General features: G+C 34.4%; 20 protein-coding genes. 16 read left to right on the top strand and 4 right to left on the bottom strand.

What is annotated here, in order from left to right; all coding sequences use genetic code 11:
- Positions 1-6: 6 nt before the first annotated feature.
- From HH304_RS19055 to HH304_RS19045, 3 genes are read left to right on the top strand one after another with little or no spacing between them, the layout of a single operon-like run.
- Positions 7-690: a DUF4159 domain-containing protein gene (locus tag HH304_RS19055; protein ID WP_271711693.1), complete on the top strand. Its 684-nt coding sequence runs from the start codon at positions 7-9 to the stop codon at positions 688-690.
- 48 nt (positions 691-738) lie between these two features.
- A complete protein-coding gene (locus tag HH304_RS19050; protein ID WP_169684881.1) occupies positions 739-1,137 on the top strand; it encodes a BlaI/MecI/CopY family transcriptional regulator in 399 nt (132 codons plus the stop codon).
- A complete protein-coding gene (locus HH304_RS19045) occupies positions 1,130-2,533 on the top strand; it encodes a M56 family metallopeptidase (RefSeq protein WP_169684880.1) in 1,404 nt (467 codons plus the stop codon). Before HH304_RS19050 ends, HH304_RS19045 begins: the two co-directional genes overlap by 8 nt.
- Here HH304_RS19045 and HH304_RS19040 read toward each other — a convergent pair whose 3' ends face one another.
- Positions 2,534-3,424: a diacylglycerol/lipid kinase family protein gene (locus tag HH304_RS19040; protein WP_169684879.1), complete on the bottom strand. Its 891-nt coding sequence runs from the start codon at positions 3,422-3,424 to the stop codon at positions 2,534-2,536.
- Between the two features lie 48 nt (positions 3,425-3,472).
- Here HH304_RS19040 and HH304_RS21420 point away from each other — a divergent pair, with 48 nt between their 5' ends.
- On the top strand, positions 3,473-4,453 hold the full coding sequence (locus HH304_RS21420) for a phosphatase domain-containing protein (RefSeq protein WP_169684878.1): 981 nt from the start codon (positions 3,473-3,475) through the stop codon (positions 4,451-4,453).
- Here the strand turns inward: HH304_RS21420 and HH304_RS19030 are convergent.
- Positions 4,450-4,947, bottom strand: coding sequence for a hypothetical protein (locus tag HH304_RS19030; RefSeq protein WP_169684877.1), 498 nt, complete (start codon positions 4,945-4,947; stop codon positions 4,450-4,452). The genes HH304_RS21420 and HH304_RS19030 overlap by 4 nt on opposite strands.
- A 143-nt stretch (positions 4,948-5,090) precedes the next feature.
- Here HH304_RS19030 and smc point away from each other — a divergent pair, with 143 nt between their 5' ends.
- Entirely contained in the window at positions 5,091-8,642 is a 3,552-nt protein-coding gene (gene smc / locus HH304_RS19025; RefSeq protein ID WP_169684876.1) for a chromosome segregation protein SMC, read from the top strand.
- A gap of 7 nt (positions 8,643-8,649) precedes the next feature.
- Here smc and HH304_RS19020 read toward each other — a convergent pair whose 3' ends face one another.
- Positions 8,650-9,090: a hypothetical protein gene (locus HH304_RS19020; RefSeq protein WP_169684875.1), complete on the bottom strand. Its 441-nt coding sequence runs from the start codon at positions 9,088-9,090 to the stop codon at positions 8,650-8,652.
- Positions 9,091-9,223: 133 nt separating this feature from the next.
- Between HH304_RS19020 and HH304_RS19015 the strand changes: the two genes are divergently transcribed.
- Positions 9,224-9,805 (top strand): hypothetical protein, encoded by a 582-nt coding sequence (locus HH304_RS19015; RefSeq protein ID WP_169684874.1) that lies wholly within the window; start codon positions 9,224-9,226, stop codon positions 9,803-9,805.
- Between the two features lie 69 nt (positions 9,806-9,874).
- Here the strand turns inward: HH304_RS19015 and HH304_RS19010 are convergent, their stop codons facing one another.
- Complete coding sequence (locus HH304_RS19010; protein ID WP_169684873.1) at positions 9,875-11,557, bottom strand: AMP-binding protein; 1,683 nt, start codon at positions 11,555-11,557, stop codon at positions 9,875-9,877.
- A gap of 582 nt (positions 11,558-12,139) precedes the next feature.
- Here HH304_RS19010 and HH304_RS19005 point away from each other — a divergent pair.
- From HH304_RS19005 to HH304_RS18960, 10 genes are all read left to right on the top strand, one after another.
- Complete coding sequence (locus HH304_RS19005; protein WP_169684872.1) at positions 12,140-12,610, top strand: Lrp/AsnC ligand binding domain-containing protein; 471 nt, start codon at positions 12,140-12,142, stop codon at positions 12,608-12,610.
- A gap of 140 nt (positions 12,611-12,750) precedes the next feature.
- On the top strand, positions 12,751-14,196 hold the full coding sequence (gene sufB / locus HH304_RS19000) for a Fe-S cluster assembly protein SufB (protein WP_169684871.1): 1,446 nt from the start codon (positions 12,751-12,753) through the stop codon (positions 14,194-14,196).
- Between the two features lie 37 nt (positions 14,197-14,233).
- Positions 14,234-14,986 (top strand): Fe-S cluster assembly ATPase SufC, encoded by a 753-nt coding sequence (sufC, locus tag HH304_RS18995; RefSeq protein WP_169684870.1) that lies wholly within the window; start codon positions 14,234-14,236, stop codon positions 14,984-14,986.
- Complete coding sequence (sufD, locus tag HH304_RS18990) at positions 14,955-16,343, top strand: Fe-S cluster assembly protein SufD (protein WP_271711692.1); 1,389 nt, start codon at positions 14,955-14,957, stop codon at positions 16,341-16,343. Before sufC ends, sufD begins: the two co-directional genes overlap by 32 nt.
- 3 nt (positions 16,344-16,346) lie before the next feature.
- Positions 16,347-17,588, top strand: a complete 1,242-nt coding sequence (locus HH304_RS18985) for an aminotransferase class V-fold PLP-dependent enzyme (protein WP_169684869.1) — start codon at positions 16,347-16,349, stop codon at positions 17,586-17,588.
- Between the two features lie 4 nt (positions 17,589-17,592).
- On the top strand, positions 17,593-18,018 hold the full coding sequence (locus HH304_RS18980; RefSeq protein ID WP_169684868.1) for a SufE family protein: 426 nt from the start codon (positions 17,593-17,595) through the stop codon (positions 18,016-18,018).
- Positions 18,019-18,026: 8 nt separating this feature from the next.
- A complete protein-coding gene (locus HH304_RS18975) occupies positions 18,027-18,344 on the top strand; it encodes a DUF59 domain-containing protein (protein ID WP_169684867.1) in 318 nt (105 codons plus the stop codon).
- A gap of 18 nt (positions 18,345-18,362) precedes the next feature.
- Positions 18,363-18,782 (top strand): BrxA/BrxB family bacilliredoxin, encoded by a 420-nt coding sequence (locus HH304_RS18970; RefSeq protein ID WP_169684866.1) that lies wholly within the window; start codon positions 18,363-18,365, stop codon positions 18,780-18,782.
- Positions 18,783-19,101: 319 nt separating this feature from the next.
- Complete coding sequence (locus HH304_RS18965) at positions 19,102-19,809, top strand: hypothetical protein (RefSeq protein ID WP_169684865.1); 708 nt, start codon at positions 19,102-19,104, stop codon at positions 19,807-19,809.
- A gap of 125 nt (positions 19,810-19,934) precedes the next feature.
- Complete coding sequence (locus HH304_RS18960) at positions 19,935-20,447, top strand: hypothetical protein (protein ID WP_169684864.1); 513 nt, start codon at positions 19,935-19,937, stop codon at positions 20,445-20,447.
- The last annotated feature ends 62 nt before the right edge of the window (positions 20,448-20,509 follow it).

Genomic DNA, 20,509 nt, shown 5'->3' with positions numbered 1-20,509 from the left:
TAAAATATGTTCCTAATTATTAGATTTGAAATTATGAAGCTGACTGGCAAAACAATTTGTTTCTTATTTTTCCTGGTTTTTTCATTTACTGCTACTGCTCAATTAAAACTAGCTCAATTGCAGTATAATGGAGGTGGTGACTGGTATGCTAACAAAACAGGACTAAAAAACCTGTCAATGTTCTGCAATAAATACCTGGCAACATCAATTGACCCTAATTATGATTATGTAGAAATAGGCAGCAAAACTATTTTTGAATACCCTTACCTCTATCTTACCGGTCATGGAAATATTTTATTGTCAGATGCTGAAGCAGAAAACTTAAGATCCTACCTTACCTCTGGCGGATTCTTACATATTGATGATAATTATGGACTGGACAAGTTCATTAGATTAGAACTAAAAAAGGTTTTTCCAGATAAAGAATTAGTAGACATTCCATTTGAGCACCCTATTTATCATCAAAAATTTGATTTTAATGGCATTCCTAAAATTCATGAACATGATGGCAAGCCTGCTCAAGGATTGGGAATTTTCCATGAAGGACGCCTGGTAGTATTTTATTCATACGAATCTGATCTTGGTAATGGTTGGGAAGACCCTTCAATACATGGTGACCCTGAAAGTGTCAGACTTAAAGCACTACAAATGGGCGCAAATATTATCAGCTATATTTTCCTTTCTCAATAAACTAACACGATAGTTTGAAAACTAACAAAATAGTTTTATTTTTGATTCATGGGAATAGTAAACAAAGACGACTCAAAAGTTCTTACAAAAGCTGAAGAACAAGTAATGCAAATTTTATGGGATATAGATAAAGGGTTTGTTAAAGACATTCTTGACAAAATCCCTGAACCTAAGCCTGCCTACAACACTGTATCAACAATTGTTAGAATATTAGAAAAAAAGGGTTTCGTGGGCTATAATGCTTATGGAAAAACACATGAATATTTCCCTTTGATTGATAAAGAAACTTATAGCAACGAGTTTCTGCAAAACTTTATCGGAAAATACTTTAAGGGATCATTTCAAAACCTGGTATCCTTTTTTGTAAAAGAAAATAATGTTGATTCCAAAGAACTGGAGCAGATGATGAATTTGGTGAAGAAGGATCTCAACAAAAATAATGAATGAATTCCTGATTTATATTTTTGAGGTTGCCATCTGTCAGGCAATATTTTACTTATTCTACAGAATATTCTTAATAGGAGAAATCTACTTTCAAAAATTGAGATTATATCTGACTGGTAGCCTTATTATTTCATTTATAATTCCGCTTATTTCTATTCCCGTATATTTCTATAAGCAAATCCCGCTTGTTAGCGAGCAGACCACAATTTATTATTTATTCTCTTCTGGAAAGCTACTTGACTCTGATACACAAATCTGGCTTTCAGATATTATTTCAACAATAAGCATCTGTGGAATATTAATTAGCCTAATACTGTTTGCTATTCAATTACTAAAAATCAGGTCAACTCATAAAAATTTAACGAATGAAACTGAATTTCTGGGCATCAAGGTTAAAAATACTGAAGGCACCTTGCCAACATTTTCATTCTGGAATACAATATTCTTTGACAATTCTGTAGAGCTCAAGGATTTTGAAAAACAGGAAATCCTTCTACATGAATACTATCATATTACTGACAAACACAGTATTGATATGGTAATTCATCGGATGGCTACTGCCTTCTTATGGTTTTCCCCTTTCATCTATTGGCAAAAAAATGCTTTGGAATCAATCCAGGAATACATTGCTGACAGTATGGTAATTAAGAAAAGAGGTGGAAATAAAGAAGCTTATGGTGCACTAATTGTCAAACAATTCTTGATAAAAATCGGGATACCCATTGGAAATTTCTTCGCTAAAAATAAGACTCTACAGAGAGTAGAAATGATGAAATATAGTGGACTGGAAAGCGAAGCACCAAAATTAAAATGGACCTGGGTAATAATTTCAATATTGTTTCTTTGCTTTTCATTCAACATTAAAGAAAAAAAGAGGTTTGTAGATTCCCCCTCAAATCAGGTTAAGTCTACTCCAAACCTTTCTGATTTTAAAATTGATATTTTACCTGCAGAAGACTCCATTGACTTCATCACTTATGATCAAAAAGGAAAAGCCATGGTTGGTCAGGGCAATGGATTCAGATATATTATTTCCCCGGTTAATTCAAATGAAGAAAAGGAATTTGCAGAACAGATTATTATTAAATTAATCAATGCAAAATCAACAAAAGAAGACGAAAACTTCGAGCTGGATAAAAGCACAATGAGACTGGTTAACTCCTGGTTGACAAATGAGGTTTCTAACAAAATCAACTTCCCTGAAAGCGGATTATATTTTATTAAGTTCTCAATTAACCATGAAGGTTTGCTTGATTTTGCTGAATTTCAGAATATTGATAATCCGGAGCTTGACGTACAGTTAGAAAAAATCATTTCGGACAGTCCAAGATTTCCATCTCAGCAAGACCTTAAAAAAAGAATTACCTTAGTATTACCTGTTAAAGTGAATTTAGAATAATTACAAGATTAATTTTACGGCTGATGGAACAATTTTAGGATTGATATAATCTAGTTTCCCTACCACTTCACCATCAACCTGAAATACTTTTTTATCAGTTAGGTTAATTTCCGCCTCTTTACATTGAATAATCTCTAAAGACTCTAAAGGCACAAATCGTTCATTAATGCTTGACAACCCAGCTTTAATCATCCCATCAATACTTAATTCTTTAACAAGACAAATTTCAAATTTCCCATCATCAGGTCTGCCATTAGGATTAATCAACATTCCAGTACCATATTTTCTTGAGTTGGCAATAACCAGCATAAACACTTCCCTGTGATATTTTTTACCATCAGCTAAAATCTCAACTTCAAATTGTTTTTTAGCACTCCATACAGAAATCAAATGCTTTAAATATGTCCTCATCCCTCTGTCTTCATCCTTATCGTAGGCAGAAACCACCTCGGCATTTAATCCTACATCACTAATATGTAGACTATAGATGTTGTCGCCAAACCAAATCAAATCAAAATCCTTCACCTCTCCATCTCTGATAATTTCATTCAATCGCACTTCAGGATTTTGTTCGATATCAAGTTCTACAGACATACCATTAGCCGATCCGAAAGGAATAATAGCGACAGGAATTGGATCATCTTTGACACATTTTACAACATCAAGCACAGTACCATCACCACCAACAACACCAATTTTCTCTGGCTTAAAATGATCAACAAATAACTTTATTGACTCTTCATCACTATGTCCGGTTGTAAAATAAAGGCGGTAATTTAGATTTGCACCCTTCATTTTACTCTTAATTTTATCGATGAAAAAAGTCTTATCTAAAGCTCCGGACACCGGATTAATAACAAATAGCCAATCTAACTTTTCTTTCTCTAACATTTAAGCTAATTTCTTGTTTAGTTATAGAATCTTTCAAACATTTTAATCGTGAAAAAACCTCACCTATTACCGCAACTGATTTTAAAATATGAAGAAAAAATTCATATTCAGGGACAGGTAATATGGATGAAACCAAAATATTTAAATCTCAAAAAATCAACAAATCCAATTTACAATATTAAACTGGTTTACAGGTATTTTTCACAAAAACCAACTAAAAATAAAAAAATAATAATTGAATTTAATGGTATACAAAAAGAGACTCTAATTGATCAAAATGGTTTCTTCCATACTGAATTTGAATGTGGTGTCACAAAGGACATTTCTGATTTGAACATAACCTATAGTTTGGACGATAATACCCCTATTATTGTACCAGAGGTATCAAATTCGTTTGTGTATGATTTGAATAGCTATGATGATCATGCTGTAATTTCAGATATTGATGATACTATATTAGTCTCTCATAGTACTCGTGTCCGAAAAAGATTTAAGCACCTGTTTTTAAAAAATCCTCATCATAGACGACCTGTTAATGATATGGCCGCTCTATATGATAAACTAACAGAAGATAACAGCATGATTTTTTATATTTCTAATAGTGAAATGAACCTGTTCCTCCTGATTTCTACTTTTATTACAAAACATGATTTCCCTAAAGGACCGTTATTTTTAAATGAATATAAAGTGGTTAAACAGTTCTTTAAAAGAAAGGATAAAAACCGTGATCATGATTTTCATAAATTCAGATCTATCATGTTCGTTATGAACTTAATGAAAGACACTAAATTTATTCTTGTAGGAGATAATTCTCAACATGACCCGGAAATATATCATGAAATCGCCAACAAATATCCTGATAGAGTAAAAGCTATATTGATTAGAAAATATAACCAAAAAAGTAAGAGAAGTGATGAATTAAAGTCCTTAAAAGAAGATCTTACAGACTTAAATATTCCATTAATTATAGGCAAAGATGGAGCAGAACTTTGGACAAAATACGAATCACAAATTCATACGGTATCTTAATACTCCTTTCGATTAAGAATTTCACTAAGAATTATTGCATCTTTTGCAGAATTACTATTCCTAAGCATTTTCTTATATCGGCTACCCTGAGACTCCTGCTTACGAATTTTAAAATTCTCAAAGCGCTCATGAGACTTATCAAGGTTTTTATTTTCTATCTTGGTAGATTTTTTTGCTGCTGCTATTGATTTCCGATATGTATCTTTAATCTCACTCTCCTTTTCAGCAGTAAACCTTCGTCTATTTTCCGTTTCCACCTCTTTCTCCTCTTCATAATCATCAGAGAACTCATCATATTGTGGTTGTCGTTGACTGGCTTTATTTCCTTGAATTTCTTGTAGTAATTCCTCAAAAGACTTTGGCCTTCCTCCACTATTACGCTGTGTTTCAATCGTTTCAATAGGCTCTGAAGATTCCTTATTCGCTTTCAAAGCAAATTTGATTATATAAATAACGATAGCTATTATAAACGGTAGAAATTCTAAAATGTCCATTGAATAGATTTTTTAAAAAATAATATTAATTTTGAAGGCTACGGGGTCAGAATAATTATCTTAAATAATTGATTGACGTTGCAAAAGGAGCCAACGGTCAAGTTTAATCAAATCCCTGACAAAAACCTAATAAAATAATCTGCATGCAGCTTTCTAAACTTGAGGTAAAAGGATTTAAGAGTTTTGGCGACAGAATTGTTATCAATTTTGACGAAGGGATAACAGGAATTGTTGGGCCAAATGGATGTGGTAAATCCAATGTTGTAGATTCCATCAGATGGGTTCTTGGAGAACAGAGAACAAAGAACCTGAGATCTGATAAAATGGAAAATGTCATTTTTAATGGAACAAAAAAGAGGAAAGCTGCCGGCATGGCTGAGGTTTCCATGACATTTAACAATACCAAAAATCTTCTTCCAACAGAATATTCTCAGATTACAATTACCAGAAGATATTACCGATCTGGTGAAAGTGAATACCTATTAAATGGTGTTACCTGCAGACTAAAAGATATCACAAACCTGTTTTTAGACACAGGTATATCTTCCAATTCATACACAATCATCGAGTTAAAAATGGTCGATGACATTCTTAATGATAAGGAAAATGCCAGAAGAGATTTATTTGAAGAAGCTGCAGGAGTTTCAAAATTCAAGATCAGAAAAAAGGAAACTTTAAGAAAACTTGAAGGCACTGATGATGACCTTAATCGTGTGGAAGACCTTCTCTTTGAAATAGATAAGAACCTTAAATCACTGGAAAGACAGGCAAAACAAGCCGAAAAATACTACAATTATAAAAAAGACTATAAAGAGCTAAGCATTGAACTGGCAGTAAAATCAGTATCAGAGCAGAAGTCGAATATAAATGATATAGAAAAGCGGATTGAAGAAGAAAATGATAAAAAGATTTCAATTAGCAAGCAGCTAAAAGAAAGAGAAGCTGAAATTGAAAAGTTAAAGGCTGATATCATAGGAAAAGAAAAACTTCTATCTAGCAGACAAAAAGCATTAAACAACTATGTCTCGAAAATCAGGCAGTATGAAAGCGAAAATAAAATTAAAAATGAAAGAATGCGCTTTCTTACTGATAAAACTGACAAACTCAGAGAACAGATTGATCTCGATAAAAAGAGTAATGATCGTGCGGCATTTAGTATAAAAAGTCTTACAGAAGAAAAATCAGTTATTGAAAAGAAAGTAGCTGAAGAAACAGCTTATGTCGAAGAGCTAAAAGCTGCCTATGAAGCTCAAAAATCAGAGACAGCTATCTTACAAGAGAAGGTTTCGGTTTTAAATAAAACACTGAGGGAGAAACAAAATAACGTTTACCAAATAAAAAAGGAACTTGAAATAAAGGAGATCCAGGTAAATACTCTTCAACAGGAACTAGAAAAAACAACAGATGAAACCTCTGAAAAAACTGCCAACATTGAGCAGTTTGCCGAGAAACTTAATGAGTTGTCGGAATACCTGAATGAGAAAAAAGATACTCTTACCCAGAAACAGGCAAAAGAAGAACAGCTTCAGCAGAGACTGGAAGCAGTAAAGAAAACAATAGAGGTAATCAAGGAAGAAATGCATCAGACAAACCGTAAGCTTGATGCAAAACAAAATGAATATAACCTGACAAAATCACTGGTTGATAACCTCGAAGGTTTTCCGGAGGCTATTAAATTCCTGAAAAAACACAAAAACTGGAATAAAGATGCCCCTCTCCTTTCTGATGTTCTTACAACAGATGAAAAATACAGGATAACAATTGAGAATTTCCTGGAGCCCTATATGAACTATTACATTGTCAAAGAATATGATGATGCATATAAGGCTATTAATCTTTTAAATGATGCTTCCAGAGGAAAAGCTCACTTTTTCATTCTTGATAGTTTTGAAAAGAAAAAATATACTGAACATAAGTTTTTTGACAAGGCATTTCCTGCAACCAGTGTTATAGAATATGATGAAAAGTATAGAAAACTTATCTCCCATGTTCTTGACAATGTTTACATAGTTGATGGAAATGAAAACGACATCCCTGATGATCCAGATTGTATTTTTATAACTGTCAGTGGAAAGATAACCCGAAGAGTTAACAGCATTACCGGAGGTTCCGTAGGCCTGTTTGAAGGTAAGAGAATCGGTAGAGCTAAAAACCTTGAGAAATTACAGGAAGTTATTGATAGCTTATCAAAAAGGATTCATCAGATAAACAAAAGCCTGGAGGATAACCAGAAAGAGCTACATAAGCTCCTGGAAAGTTCTGAAAAGGAAGAGATCGAGGAATTAAAAACCCAGATTTCCCAGATTAACGAAGAATATGTGTCTCTGAGAACAAAGCATGAGCAATTCTCCGAAATGTTGAATAGTAATGCAAACAGAAGAGAAGACATTCAGGAGAAAATAGCTGAATACAAAGAAGATCTTGAGACACTCAGACCAAAAGTTTCTGAAGAAGAGGGACAGCTTAATGCAACAGAAGAAGAGATTGCGATCTTAAGTGACCAGCTGGAAGAAATGAGTGAGGTGCTTTCACAAAAATCTACAGCTTACAACGAGGAAAACATCAAATTCCACCAGATACAAAACAAACTCAATTCAATAGAGCAGGAAATCTCTTTTAAAGAATCAGCTTTTGAGAGTAGCAAGGTTCGAATTGAGAAAAACCAAGAGGAACTAAAAGAGACCGAAGAAGAAGTAAGAGGTCTTCTTGACAGGTCAGAACATGCCGAGGATGAACTGATAGAAATGTATCAGGAAAAAGAAAGTATTGAAAAGGGTGTTAATGAGGCTGAGCGTGAATATTACGCAGCCAGAGGTAATGTTGATGAATTTGAGAAGCAACTAAAAACCTTTCAACATAAGAAAGAGGACATTGACACACTTACAATGGAGTTAAAGTCTAGTTTGAATGAGGCTAAATTAAAGTTAACGGGTATCAAAGAAAGACTATCTGTTGAGTTTGAAGTAGACCTTGATGCTTTACTTCGAAAAAGTGCAGAGGAATTACCTGACTCCGGGCTTTCTGAAGAAGAACTGAGAGAAAACGTAAGCAAAATCAAGGATAAAATGGAAAGGATCGGTCCGATTAACCCGATGGCAATGGAAGCTTATCAGGAAATTAAGGAGCGACATGATTTTATCACTCAACAACGCGATGATTTGTTAGAGGCAAAAGCATCGCTTTTAGAAACAATAAATGAAATTGATTCAGTTGCAAGAGAAAGTTTCCTAAAATCATTTGAAGAAATAAAAGATAATTTCCAAAAGGTATTCAGATCATTATTTACCGAAGAAGACGATTGTGATTTAACATTAGTCGACCCTGAAAATCCTTTAGATTCAAAAATTGAGATTATGGCCAAACCAAAAGGAAAAAGGCCACTTACAATTAATCAGCTTTCCGGAGGAGAAAAAACTTTAACAGCTACTTCATTATTATTTGCTATCTATCTTTTAAAACCGGCACCGTTCTGTATTTTCGATGAGGTAGATGCTCCACTTGATGATGCCAATATTGATAAATTCAATAACATCATTAAGACATTTAGTAAAGATTCTCAGTTTATCATTGTAACACATAACAAACGTACAATGGCATCAACTGATATCATTTATGGAATCACAATGATTGAGCAAGGTGTTTCAAGAGTTGTTCCGGTAGATCTTAGAGAACTACAAGACGAATTAGGAATATAAAATTTAATCAGGCAGCCTCGATGATAGACATGTCATCGAGGAAGTTTCTTTTCATTTCTTCCCATTGAGTAAGATTTGGATGGTCTTTCTCAAACTTATAAATCAGATCTATTACAAAGTTTTCTTTTAAACCCATCAAATGGCTAACATGCCGGGCAAAAGCTAATTCATTCTCATCTATATTACCATCAGCCAGAATTAAAATACTAAGATCATGAAGAAGATCAAGTTTTGAATTCAGACTTGTTGGCACCTCTATTTTAAGCTCATCGACATTCTCAAGCAATTCATTTAAATACTTATCCTTAAGATCTAGTCTTTTGGCAGCATTCTGAATAAATGTTAATTCATCTTCATGAAAATGACCGTCAGCATGCGCTAATGCAATAAGATTTGAAATATATTTTTTCTTGAATTTCAAATGATCTGTTTCGAAAAATCCTACCATAACGATAAATTTTATTACTATAATATAAATAAATCTTGGAATAAATCAAAGTAATAAAATCGAAGTAATTAGGCTTAGGATTCCCCTTTTTAATTCTTACTTTTGCACAAGTCAAAAGCCAAAATTTTATATAATGCCTGATCATAATAGTAATTTAATTGAGATTCCTAAGCAATTTTATTCTTATGCTGAAAAGGCTCCGTTTCAATTTTGTATAGAGTGTAATAAAGAGCTCTACATGACTAATAGTCAATACATTATTGAAAAGGTGATCAAAAGATATCCAAAACTTAATGCTGAGGATGTAATATTTGAATATGCAATGTGTGTATCATGTGCTGAATCGTTCAGATCGCAGCTATCCAAAGACAGCAGAAGAAGTATGGATGAATATTTTCAGGATCATTTGATGAGCAAGCATCATGATGAATTAATAACGGATCCGTACAATATTGAACACAACACTAACTCATGTCTTATTAAAGGCACATCAGTTAAAGAAGTAGAAGAGTATCAATTATTTGCGGTCTGTAAGGGCAAAATATTAATGCCTAATACATCACCATATATGCTTAGTGGAGAAGTGATGGATGAGTTATCAAACCTGATGTCAAATCATACAATTGATTTGCTCAATGGTTTTAAGAATAAACATTTCGGTCCTCCATCGGAGATCAACGATCTACTAAAAGATCCTTCATTAGTAATAGTTTAAAAACATCTATTCATAAAAAAAGCCGGTTATTTTTCAATAACCGGCTTTTTTATATAAATGACGTTACCTTCAGGCATTACTTTTCACCATTGGGTCATTATCACGTAGAACACGTCTTAATATTTTACCAACATTTGACTTTGGTAATTCATCAGTAAACTGAATGTATTTAGGTCTTTTGTATCCGGTCAAATTACTTTTACAGAAAGAATGAAGTTCTTCTTCAGTAAGTGACTGGTCCTTTTTAACAACATAAACCTTCACTACCTCTGTAGACTTTTCATCTGGAACACCAATAGCACCAACTTCTAACACCTTTTCATTAGCTGCAATTGCATCTTCAACTTCATTTGGATATACATTGAAACCAGAAACGTTTATCATTTCTTTCTTTCTATCAACAATTCTAAAGAATCCTTGCTCATCCATCTGGGCAATATCTCCGGTTTTTAACCATCCATCGACCAGGACATCATCGGTTGCTTCTTCATTTTGCCAGTAACCCTTCATTATTTGAGGACCATAAGCACAAAGCTCCCCCCTTTCACCCTGAGGTTGTTCGTTACCCTCATCATCAACAATCTTAATTAAAGTACTTGGCAACGGAAGGCCTATGGTACCGATTTTATCAGTGCCATCCAAAGGGTTACAATTAAGTACAGGAGATGATTCAGTTAGACCATACCCTTCTATAATAGTAGAGTTCGTTTCCTTTTTCCATCTTTCTGCAACAGCGCGTTGAACCGCCATACCACCACCTACAGAAAACTTCAATCCTGAAAAATCAATAGTCTTGAAATCAGGATGGTTCATCATTCCATTAAAAAGCGTGTTAACACCAGTCATAACAGTGAAATCATGCTTCTTAACATCTTTAATATATGCTTTCATATCCCGTGGATTAGTGATCAATAAATTTGACGCACCAATCTTAAACATCAGGATACAGTTTACAGTCAAAGCAAAAATATGGTATAAAGGAAGAGCAGTAACCATTAACTCCTGACCTTCAACCAACTTAGGTTTCATCCAGGCATGAGTTTGCTCTGCATTCGCAATTATATTTCTGTGAGTAAGCATTGCTCCTTTTGACACACCGGTTGTTCCACCAGTATATTGAAGGAATGCAAGGTCATCACCTGAAAGAGTCTGCTTATTAAATTTTGCAGGATCCGCTTTTAACGTAGATTTAAATTTAATTGCTCCGGGAAGATTATAAGAAGGAACCATCTTCTTGACATTCTTCACTACAAAATTCACAATGCTACCTTTAAGGAAACCGAGCATATCACCAAGCTCAGTTATGATAACATTTTTGATACTTGTATTCTTAATAATCTTCTCGAGATTACTTGCAAAGTTAGCAATGATAACTACCGTCTCGATCCCTGAATCTTTAAACTGATGTTCCATCTCAGGGGCTGTATACAACGGATTAGTATTTACAACTATTGCACCTGCCCTTAGTATACCAAACATTGCAATTGGATACTGAAAACAATTTGGCATTTGAATCGCAACCCTATCACCTTTCTTTACATTAAGCTCATTTTGTAGATATGAAGCAAATCTTTTGGATAAATCATCAATATCACCAAAGGTAATAGACTTATCCATATTTATATAAGCTACCCTATCACGGTAAGTTTTAACAGATTCTTCAAATAAATCTACTAAGGAACTGTATTTATCAGGATCGATAGTATGAGGTATACCCTTCGGGTAATTATTCAACCATACACTTTCATTCATGCTTATTTCAGGTTTCGTTAGTTGTTAGGTTTATTGAAATTAATTAAAAAAACAGTTTTCCGAACAGCAAATAAAATAAAATTGAATGCAAAAAAAAGTATGCATGAAGAATATTTTTAAAAAAGGGCATAAAAAAAGGCCACATCCTAATTGGAGCAGCCCTTCTCAATAAACAACATTAACCCAAAATACGAGTATGCAAAGATTTTCAACTCTGCACTCTCTTACTTATTCATGTAAGTAAATTCGTTTTTTCTTTAAATGCAAAAATATTATTGGGAAAATCTAAAATTTTCCGAAAAAAATTACGCAATCGTTTGAAATTCGCGTACTTAACTTACAAAAATAAGGAAAAAGAAAAAGGCCACCCCCCTATAAGTAGCCCTTCTCAATAAACAACATTAACCCAAAATAGTTCAATGAGTACTAATTATGTATGACAAGCATTTTCCTCATTGAGACTATGCAAAATTAACAGGGTTATAATATTTTTAAAAATTTATCAATAATATTTGATTCATATTAAAAGAATTTTAATTTTGAAACAATTATTTATCCAAATACTAATCCAAAAGCTTCAAAATGAGCAAGAATTACGAAATTGACAATATCGATTTAAAAATTCTAAGTTTACTTACTGAGGACGCCAAAATACCTTATACTGAGATTGCTAAAAAAGTATTTGTTTCAGGTGGTACAGTGCACGTTAGAATGAGAAAACTTGAAGAGATGGGTATCGTCAAGGGTTCTACCCTCAGCATTGATTATTCAAAGCTTGGGTACGATATCACAGCCTTCCTGGGCATTTTTTTAGAAAAATCATCTCTTTATGAAGAAGTAGCTTCTCGACTAAAGGATATTCCGGAGATAGCATCTATTCACTACACTACAGGTAACTACAGTATATTTGTAAAGTTATTTTGTAAAGACACAAATCACCTTAGAGAGGTGTTACACGATAAGATCCAGAAAGTTGATGGAATCGAAAGAACTGAGACTTTAATATCGCTTGAAGAGAGTTTAAACAGACCTGTTCAAATCTTATCTAAATAATTATTTATAAATATTCTAAATAATGGTATCTTTACGCCGGAAAATCTCGTAATAGCAGTAAAATACTATCCCGTTTAAACAAAGAAACGGTTAATTTGTTGTAGTTTTGCTATTAAGAATTAATTTAAATAAGAGAGTTCATGGCGAAAGATACCGAAATTCTAAATGAATTTACACAGTCCGAATATAAATACGGATGGGAAACCAAGATAGAGGCTGATGAAGCCCCAAAAGGTCTTGATGAAAATACCATTCGATTTATTTCAGCTAAAAAAAATGAACCTGAGTGGTTACTCGAGTGGCGATTAAAAGCTTATCGTCATTGGATTACTATGAAGGAACCAACATGGCCAAATGTTGAGTATCCTAAGATCAATTATCAGGATATCATTTATTATTCAGCACCAAAGCAAAAGAAAACACCTAAAAGTCTGGATGAAATTGATCCGGAATTGCGTGAAACTTTCAAAAGACTTGGTATCTCGTTAGAAGAACAGAAAAGATTAACTGGTGTTGCCGTTGATGCTGTAATGGATAGTGTTTCTGTAGCAACAACCTTCAAAGATAAACTGGGTGAACTTGGCATTATTTTCTGCTCTTTCTCAGAAGCAGTTAAAGAACATCCTGAATTAGTAAAAAAATACTTAGGGTCTGTTGTTCCAATGAACGACAACTATTTCTCAGCGCTTAATAGTGCTGTATTCTCAGATGGATCTTTCTGCTATATTCCAAAAGGTGTAAGATGCCCGATGGAATTAAGTACATATTTCAGAATCAATGCAGCTAACACCGGTCAGTTTGAAAGAACATTGATCGTAGCTGAAGATGAGTCTTATGTATCTTACCTTGAAGGATGTACCGCTCCAATGAGAGACGAAAACCAGCTTCATGCTGCTGTAGTTGAGATTTATGCTGCTACTGATGCTGAAGTTAAATACTCTACTGTTCAAAACTGGTATCCTGGTGACAAGAATGGTAAAGGTGGTATCTATAACTTCGTAACAAAAAGAGGTATTTGTGCCGGTGACCGTGCTAAAATTAGCTGGACGCAGGTAGAAACAGGCTCTGCCGTTACATGGAAATACCCGAGTTGTATTTTAAAAGGAGATTATTCTCAGGGTGAATTCTACTCTGTTGCTGTTACTAATAATATGCAACAGGCAGATACAGGCACTAAAATGATCCACCTTGGAAAAGGTACCAAGTCAAGAATTGTATCTAAAGGTGTATCTGCAGGTAAAAGCCAGAACTCATACAGAGGATTGGTACAAATCCACAAGAGAGCTGAAAATGCCAGAAACTTTTCTCAATGTGATTCACTTTTAATGGGAGACAAATGTGGTGCCCACACCTTCCCATACATTGAAAATAAAAATTCAACCGCGATGGTCGAGCACGAGGCTACTACTTCAAAAATCGGTGAAGACCAGATTTTCTATTGCCAGCAACGTGGTATAGATGAAGAAAGTGCTGTTGCGCTAATTGTAAATGGCTATTGTAAAGAGGTTCTAAACCAGCTTCCAATGGAATTTGCTGTAGAGGCTCAAAAATTACTTGCCTTAACTCTAGAAGGCAGCGTAGGTTAATCAATAAACAACTTTTAAGAACAGAATACATATCAAAATGTTAAAGATAGAAGATCTTAAAGCTTCAATTGAAGGAAAAGAAATACTAAAAGGGATAAATCTGGAAGTAAAAGCAGGTGAAGTACATGCTATCATGGGACCAAACGGATCTGGTAAAAGTACTTTAGCTAGTGTGCTTGCAGGTCGTGAGGAATATGAAGTTACTGGTGGATCTGTAACCTATAATGGTGAAGATCTTTTAGAAATGGATCCTGAAGAAAGAGCCAGAGAAGGTGTATTTCTAGCTTTCCAATATCCGGTTGAAATTCCGGGTGTAAGTACTACGAACTTCTTAAAAACATCTATAAATCAAATCAGAGAACACAGAGGTCAGGATCCTCTTGACGCAGTTTCTTTCCTTTCTTTAGTTAAGGAGAAAATGAAACTTGTTGAGATCGATCAGTCTTTATTAAGTCGTTCTTTAAACGAAGGTTTCTCTGGTGGTGAGAAGAAAAGAAATGAAGTATTTCAAATGGCTATGCTTGAGCCTAAATTGAAGATTCTTGATGAAACTGATTCGGGATTGGATATTGACGCATTAAGAATTGTTGCCAACGGTGTTAATAAACTAAAATCTGAAGACAATGCAACTATCGTAGTTACTCACTACCAGAGATTGCTAGATTACATTGTCCCTGATTATGTTCACGTTCTTTACAAAGGTAGAATCGTAAAATCTGGTACTAAAGAACTAGCTCTTGAATTAGAAGAAAAGGGCTATGACTGGATTAAAGACGAAGCTGCTGTTTAATAAAACGTTAACTGAAAAAAGAAATACTTCCATGCCAGAACTTTATAACAAAGAAGGGCTGAAGGCTCGATTTGAAAATTGGGAAAAGCAACTCAATGGTGAAAAATCAAGTGATTTTCATTCTTTCAGAAAAGAAAGCTTTGATTCATACCTGAAAGTTGGTACGCCTTCAAGAAAAAACGAAGAATATAAATATACCGGACTTGATAAAGTAATAGACAAAAACTTTGTTGAGGACGATTGGAATAGAACTGCTAATGTTCCTGAACAAACTATTAAAGATAGGGTAATTCAGGATCTTGAAGCTTATGATATCTTTTTCGTTAACGGTATTTTAAATAAGGAACTTAGTCATTGGGATGAGCTTTCAAAGGAAATCAACCTTATGACTATCAAAGAAGCTTTCGCTGCAGGTGAAAAAGAATGTATCGACAACTTCGGAAAACATGCAACTCCGGATTCAGATCCGTTTACAGCAATCAATGATTCGCTAACTGACGAAGGTATCTTCATCAATATCAAAAAAGGTCAGATCCTTACAAAACCTGTAATGATCTATTACCTTAATTATACAAATGAAGGAGGCGTGATTACTCACCCTCACAACTTATTTATATTTGGAGAAAATTCACAGGGTGAAATCATTGAGAAATTTGATACAATTGGTGAAAATCACAGTTTGACCAATATCGTATCTGAGATTGTTGTCAATAAAAGTGCAGTAGTTAAGTACTATAAGATTCAGAGTGAGCACAATGGCAATGTTCATGTTGGAAATACTCAGGTATGGCAGGATGAACACAGCAATTTCACATCTACTACCCTATCGTTTGGTGGAATGATGGTTAGAAATAACCTGAATATTGCATTAGATGCAAGCCATTGTGAAGCTAATATGTATGGACTTTCACTATTGAAAGACAACCACCATGTTGACCACCATACTTCAGTTGATCACCGTATGCCTCATGCCGAAAGCAATGAGTTGTACAAAGGTGTTTTCGATGAAAAATCTACCGGTGTTTTTAATGGTAAAATTTTCGTTAGACAGGATGCACAAAAAACAAATGCTTTTCAGTCTAATAGAAACGTACTTTTATCTAAAGACGCAACAATAAATACAAAGCCTCAGTTAGAAATCTGGGCTGACGATGTTAAATGTTCTCATGGAGCTACTACCGGACAGATCGACCCGGAACAATTATTTTACCTGAGATCTCGAGGTATGGACAAACAATCTGCCAGAGCATTATTGCTTTATGCATTTGCTATGGATATTGTTGAACACATTGGTAACGAGCAGGTTAGAAAGTATCTTGACAACCTGATTTCTGAGCGTTTACAAAAAAACTTTTAATTAATGTCTGTCGACACAGCACCAAAACCGATAAATATTAAGGATATCCGCGACCAGTTCCCGGTATTGCATCAGTTGGTTAACAAAAAGCCATTGGCATATTTTGATAATGCAGCTACGACGCAAAAACCAAAACAGGTTATTGAATCGCTGGAGCATTACTATACCAAAGACAATGCAAATATCCACAGAGGTATTCATACATTGGCAGAGCGTGCAACTACCGCTTTTGAAGAAACTCGAGAGGTAGTTAAGCAATTTATCAATGCCCCTGAAAAGGAAGAAGTGATTTTCACTAAAGGGACAACTGATAGTATTAATCTAGTTGCTTCTTCTTATGGTCGTAAGTTTCTTAGTGAAGGAGATATAGTGATAATCAGTGCAATGGAGCACCATAGTAACATTGTGCCATGGCAGCTGATTTGCGAAGAAAAAGGTGCTGAATTAAAAATTATCCCGGTAAATGATCGAGGTGAGCTAGACTTTGATGCTTATAAATCGATGCTTTCAGACAAAGTGAAGATTGTGTCGGTTGTATATGCTTCTAATTCCCTGGGAACAATAAATCCTGTGAAACAAATTGTTGCAGAAGCGCATAAAGTGGGCGCTGTTACAATGATTGATGGTGCACAGGCTGCTTCTCACCTACCCTTTGATGTTCAGGATATCGATTGTGATTTTCTGGCATTTTCAGGACATAAAATGTACGGTCCTACCGGTGTAGGTGTCTTATATGGAAAAAGACAGCTGTTAGAATCAATGCCTCCTTATCAGGGTGGTGGGGAAATGATCAGCGAGGTTACATTTAAGAAAAGTAGCTGGAATGATATTCCATATAAATTCGAAGCAGGAACCCCTAACATTGGCGATGTAGTTGCATTAAAAGAGGCTATCCACTTTATCAATAAAATTGGTAAGGAAAATATCATGAGTCATGAGATGGGGCTTCACGATTATGCAATGGAAAAGCTTTCAGAATTTGAAAACATAAAATTCTATGGCACTGCTGCTGAAAAAGTAGGTGTAATTTCATTCTTATTTGACAATATTCATCCATTTGACATCGGACAAATGCTAGATTCTGCAGGTGTTGCAGTTCGTACAGGTCATCACTGTACACAGCCCCTGATGGATCTTTTCAATATTGAAGGAACAGTAAGGGCATCATTTTCCGTATATAATACTAAAGAAGAAGTGGATGCAATGATAGCCAGCTTGCAAAAGGTGGTTAAAATTTTTGGATAGATTAATGACAATACAAGAAGCACAAAATAATATCATCGAAGAGTTTGGGTTATTAGATGGTGACATGGAAATGTCTAACGTCTATTTGATGGAATTAGGGCAAAAATTACCTGATTATCCTGAAGACAAACGCGATGAAGAACATATTGTAAAAGGCTGTCAGTCAAAAGTTTGGTTAAATGCTAAACTTGAAGACGGAAAAGTCGTTTATGAAGCAGACAGTAATACTGCCATTACAAAAGGACTGGTTAGTTTACTGATTAGAGTATTCTCCGGACAGACTCCTGACGATATCCTTCATGCAGATATATACTTTGCAGAAAAGATCGGAATGAATCGGTTTATAGGTACTCAACGTAGTAATGGCTTTGGTGCGATGATCAAGCAAATGAAGCTTGATGCTATGGTACTTCAAAAAGTTTCAAATTAATTATTAATATGAATCCTGAACAAAGAGAACTGAAAGATAAAGTAGTTGCAGCGATAAAGACTGTTTACGATCCGGAAATTCCTGTAGATATCTACGAGCTTGGATTAATCTATGAGATTAATTTCTTTCCGGTAAATAATGTTCATATCCTGATGACACTGACTTCACCTTCATGCCCTGCTGCGGAAGAAATTCCTGGTAATGTAGAGAAGGCAGTTAAAGAAATAGAAGAATTGAATGACGTTCAGGTTGAATTAACATTCGATCCGCCATTTACTCAGGATATGATGAGTGAAGCGGCAAAATTAGAACTTGGATTTTTATAAAAACAGAAATAAATCAATATGTATCCAGCAGAATTAGTTGCACCAATGCGTGCAGAATTAACAGATATAGGATTTAAAGAATTAAGAACAGCTGAAGAAGTAGAGCAACACTTTGCTGAGAATAAAGGTACTACTTTGGTAGTTATTAACTCGGTATGTGGTTGTGCTGCAGGTGCTGCAAGACCAGGCGTAAGAATGGCTGTAGAAGATTCAGACGTTAAGCCTGATCATTTGACAACTGTATTTGCAGGAGTTGATGGCGAAGCTGTTAATAAAGTTAGAGAAATGACTCTTCCTTACCCTCCTTCTTCACCAAGTATCGCACTATTTAAAGATGGCGACCTGGTACATTTTGTTGAGAGACATCAGATTGAAGGTGCTCCTGCACAATTGATCGCTCAGCATCTTGAAGGAGTATTCGAAGAATATTGCTCATAAGAATTAGATTATTGATAAAAAAGCTGTTTCGATCACGAAACAGCTTTATTTTTGTGCCTAATCAGACCTTATCGTTCCAAAATTTTCATACCGATTATACTACCATTCTAAATTATAATTCAGATTAATAATATATTAAAAGTTCAGTTTGGATGTTTAGATGATGATATTCAGAATCATAATATTAGACATTTTTCAATTTTTAAGATATCTTGATAATATTATATAACCCTTCATCTTCATAAGTTTTACAATTTGTAATGTAAATGAAGGTTTGACACCATATAACTATCAACTAAAAATTTTTAATTCAACACCTGTGAAAAAGTCAAAATCCAGAAAGTGGAAAAAATACAGTTTTGAGTTTTTAATGATCTTCATTGCCGTTGCATCTGCCTTTGCATTAAACAACTGGAATGATAACAGGAGGAACAATAATGCCGAAAGAAAAATCCTGACCGAGATATATAATGGACTCGAAAAAGACATAGTTGACATTAATGCCAATGAAGATGGTCATAAAAGCGGGATCCAGTCTATAAACTATTTCAGAAAAATACTTGACAATCAACCTTTTCCAAAAGACTCATTAATATACCACTACCATTATCTGACCCGTGATTTCGTTACCCTGCAAAATACCTCGGGATATGAGACCCTTAAATCCAAAGGCCTTGAACTCATCAAAAACGATTCGCTTAGAGCAGATCTGATTTCACTTTACGAATATGATTATAAGACTCTCGAAAAGCTGGAAGAGAACTATTATGAACTTCAATTTTTCGAAAACTACTTTAAGGAAATAAACAGGCTTCTTTCTCCAGCGATAAAATTGGATGATAACAATGCTATTTTAGAAATAACAATGCCCATTAATATCTCCGAAAATGATAGAAAAACACTCCTTCTTTATTTTTGGAAAATGGAAGTAAACAGAAAATTTATACTCAACCAATACAATCTGGTCAAGGAAAATGTCGAGCGTATCAGGGTAGATATAGAAAAAGAGTTAAATGGGGCTGTTTAATTGATCTATATTTGATTATTCAATCTTATTTACATCTTTACAATATTTGATTATTCTTTGACATCAATTATATTTAATTAACTGAAAATCAAATTCTTAATAATCAACAAGCAAACCACACCACTATGAAAACTAAATCCCTTACTTTATTGGCATTGTTTCTTTGCATGAATTTATCGTTTGCCCAATCGTTTGAGACAGATACAGAGTCAAAAACAGAAGTCTCAAAGCTCCATTTCATGGCAGGAAAATGGAAAGGTGAAGGCTGGATGTATACTCCGGACAGGCAAAAAATGACCTTTAAACAAACAGAAAACATTCAGTTCAAGCTAGATAGTACTACACTACTAATTGAAGGGCTTGGAATGAATGAAGGCAAAATTGTACACAATGCAATGGCCATTGTGTCGTATGATAAAGAACAGAACTTATACTCATTCCGGTCTTATTTGCAAAATGGCAGAAAGGGCGAATTTAAAGGAGAATTAATCGACGGCAAGTTTTACTGGTATCCAAATGATAACATGCGTTACATTATCGCACTAAATGATCAGGGTCAATGGTATGAGACAGGTGAATACAAACGTGAAAATGACTGGTTCCAGTTTTTTGAAATGACATTGAATAAAGTTGATTGAGGGGGCAAGAAATAATTTAATGCAAAGGATCATTTGTAAAGCACACGTAATGCTGAAAAAGC

The organism is Marinigracilibium pacificum (assembly GCF_012926615.1).
Lineage (GTDB): Bacteria > Bacteroidota > Bacteroidia > Cytophagales > Cyclobacteriaceae > Mangrovivirga > Mangrovivirga pacifica.
This window is presented reverse-complemented; position numbering and strand designations above follow the sequence as displayed.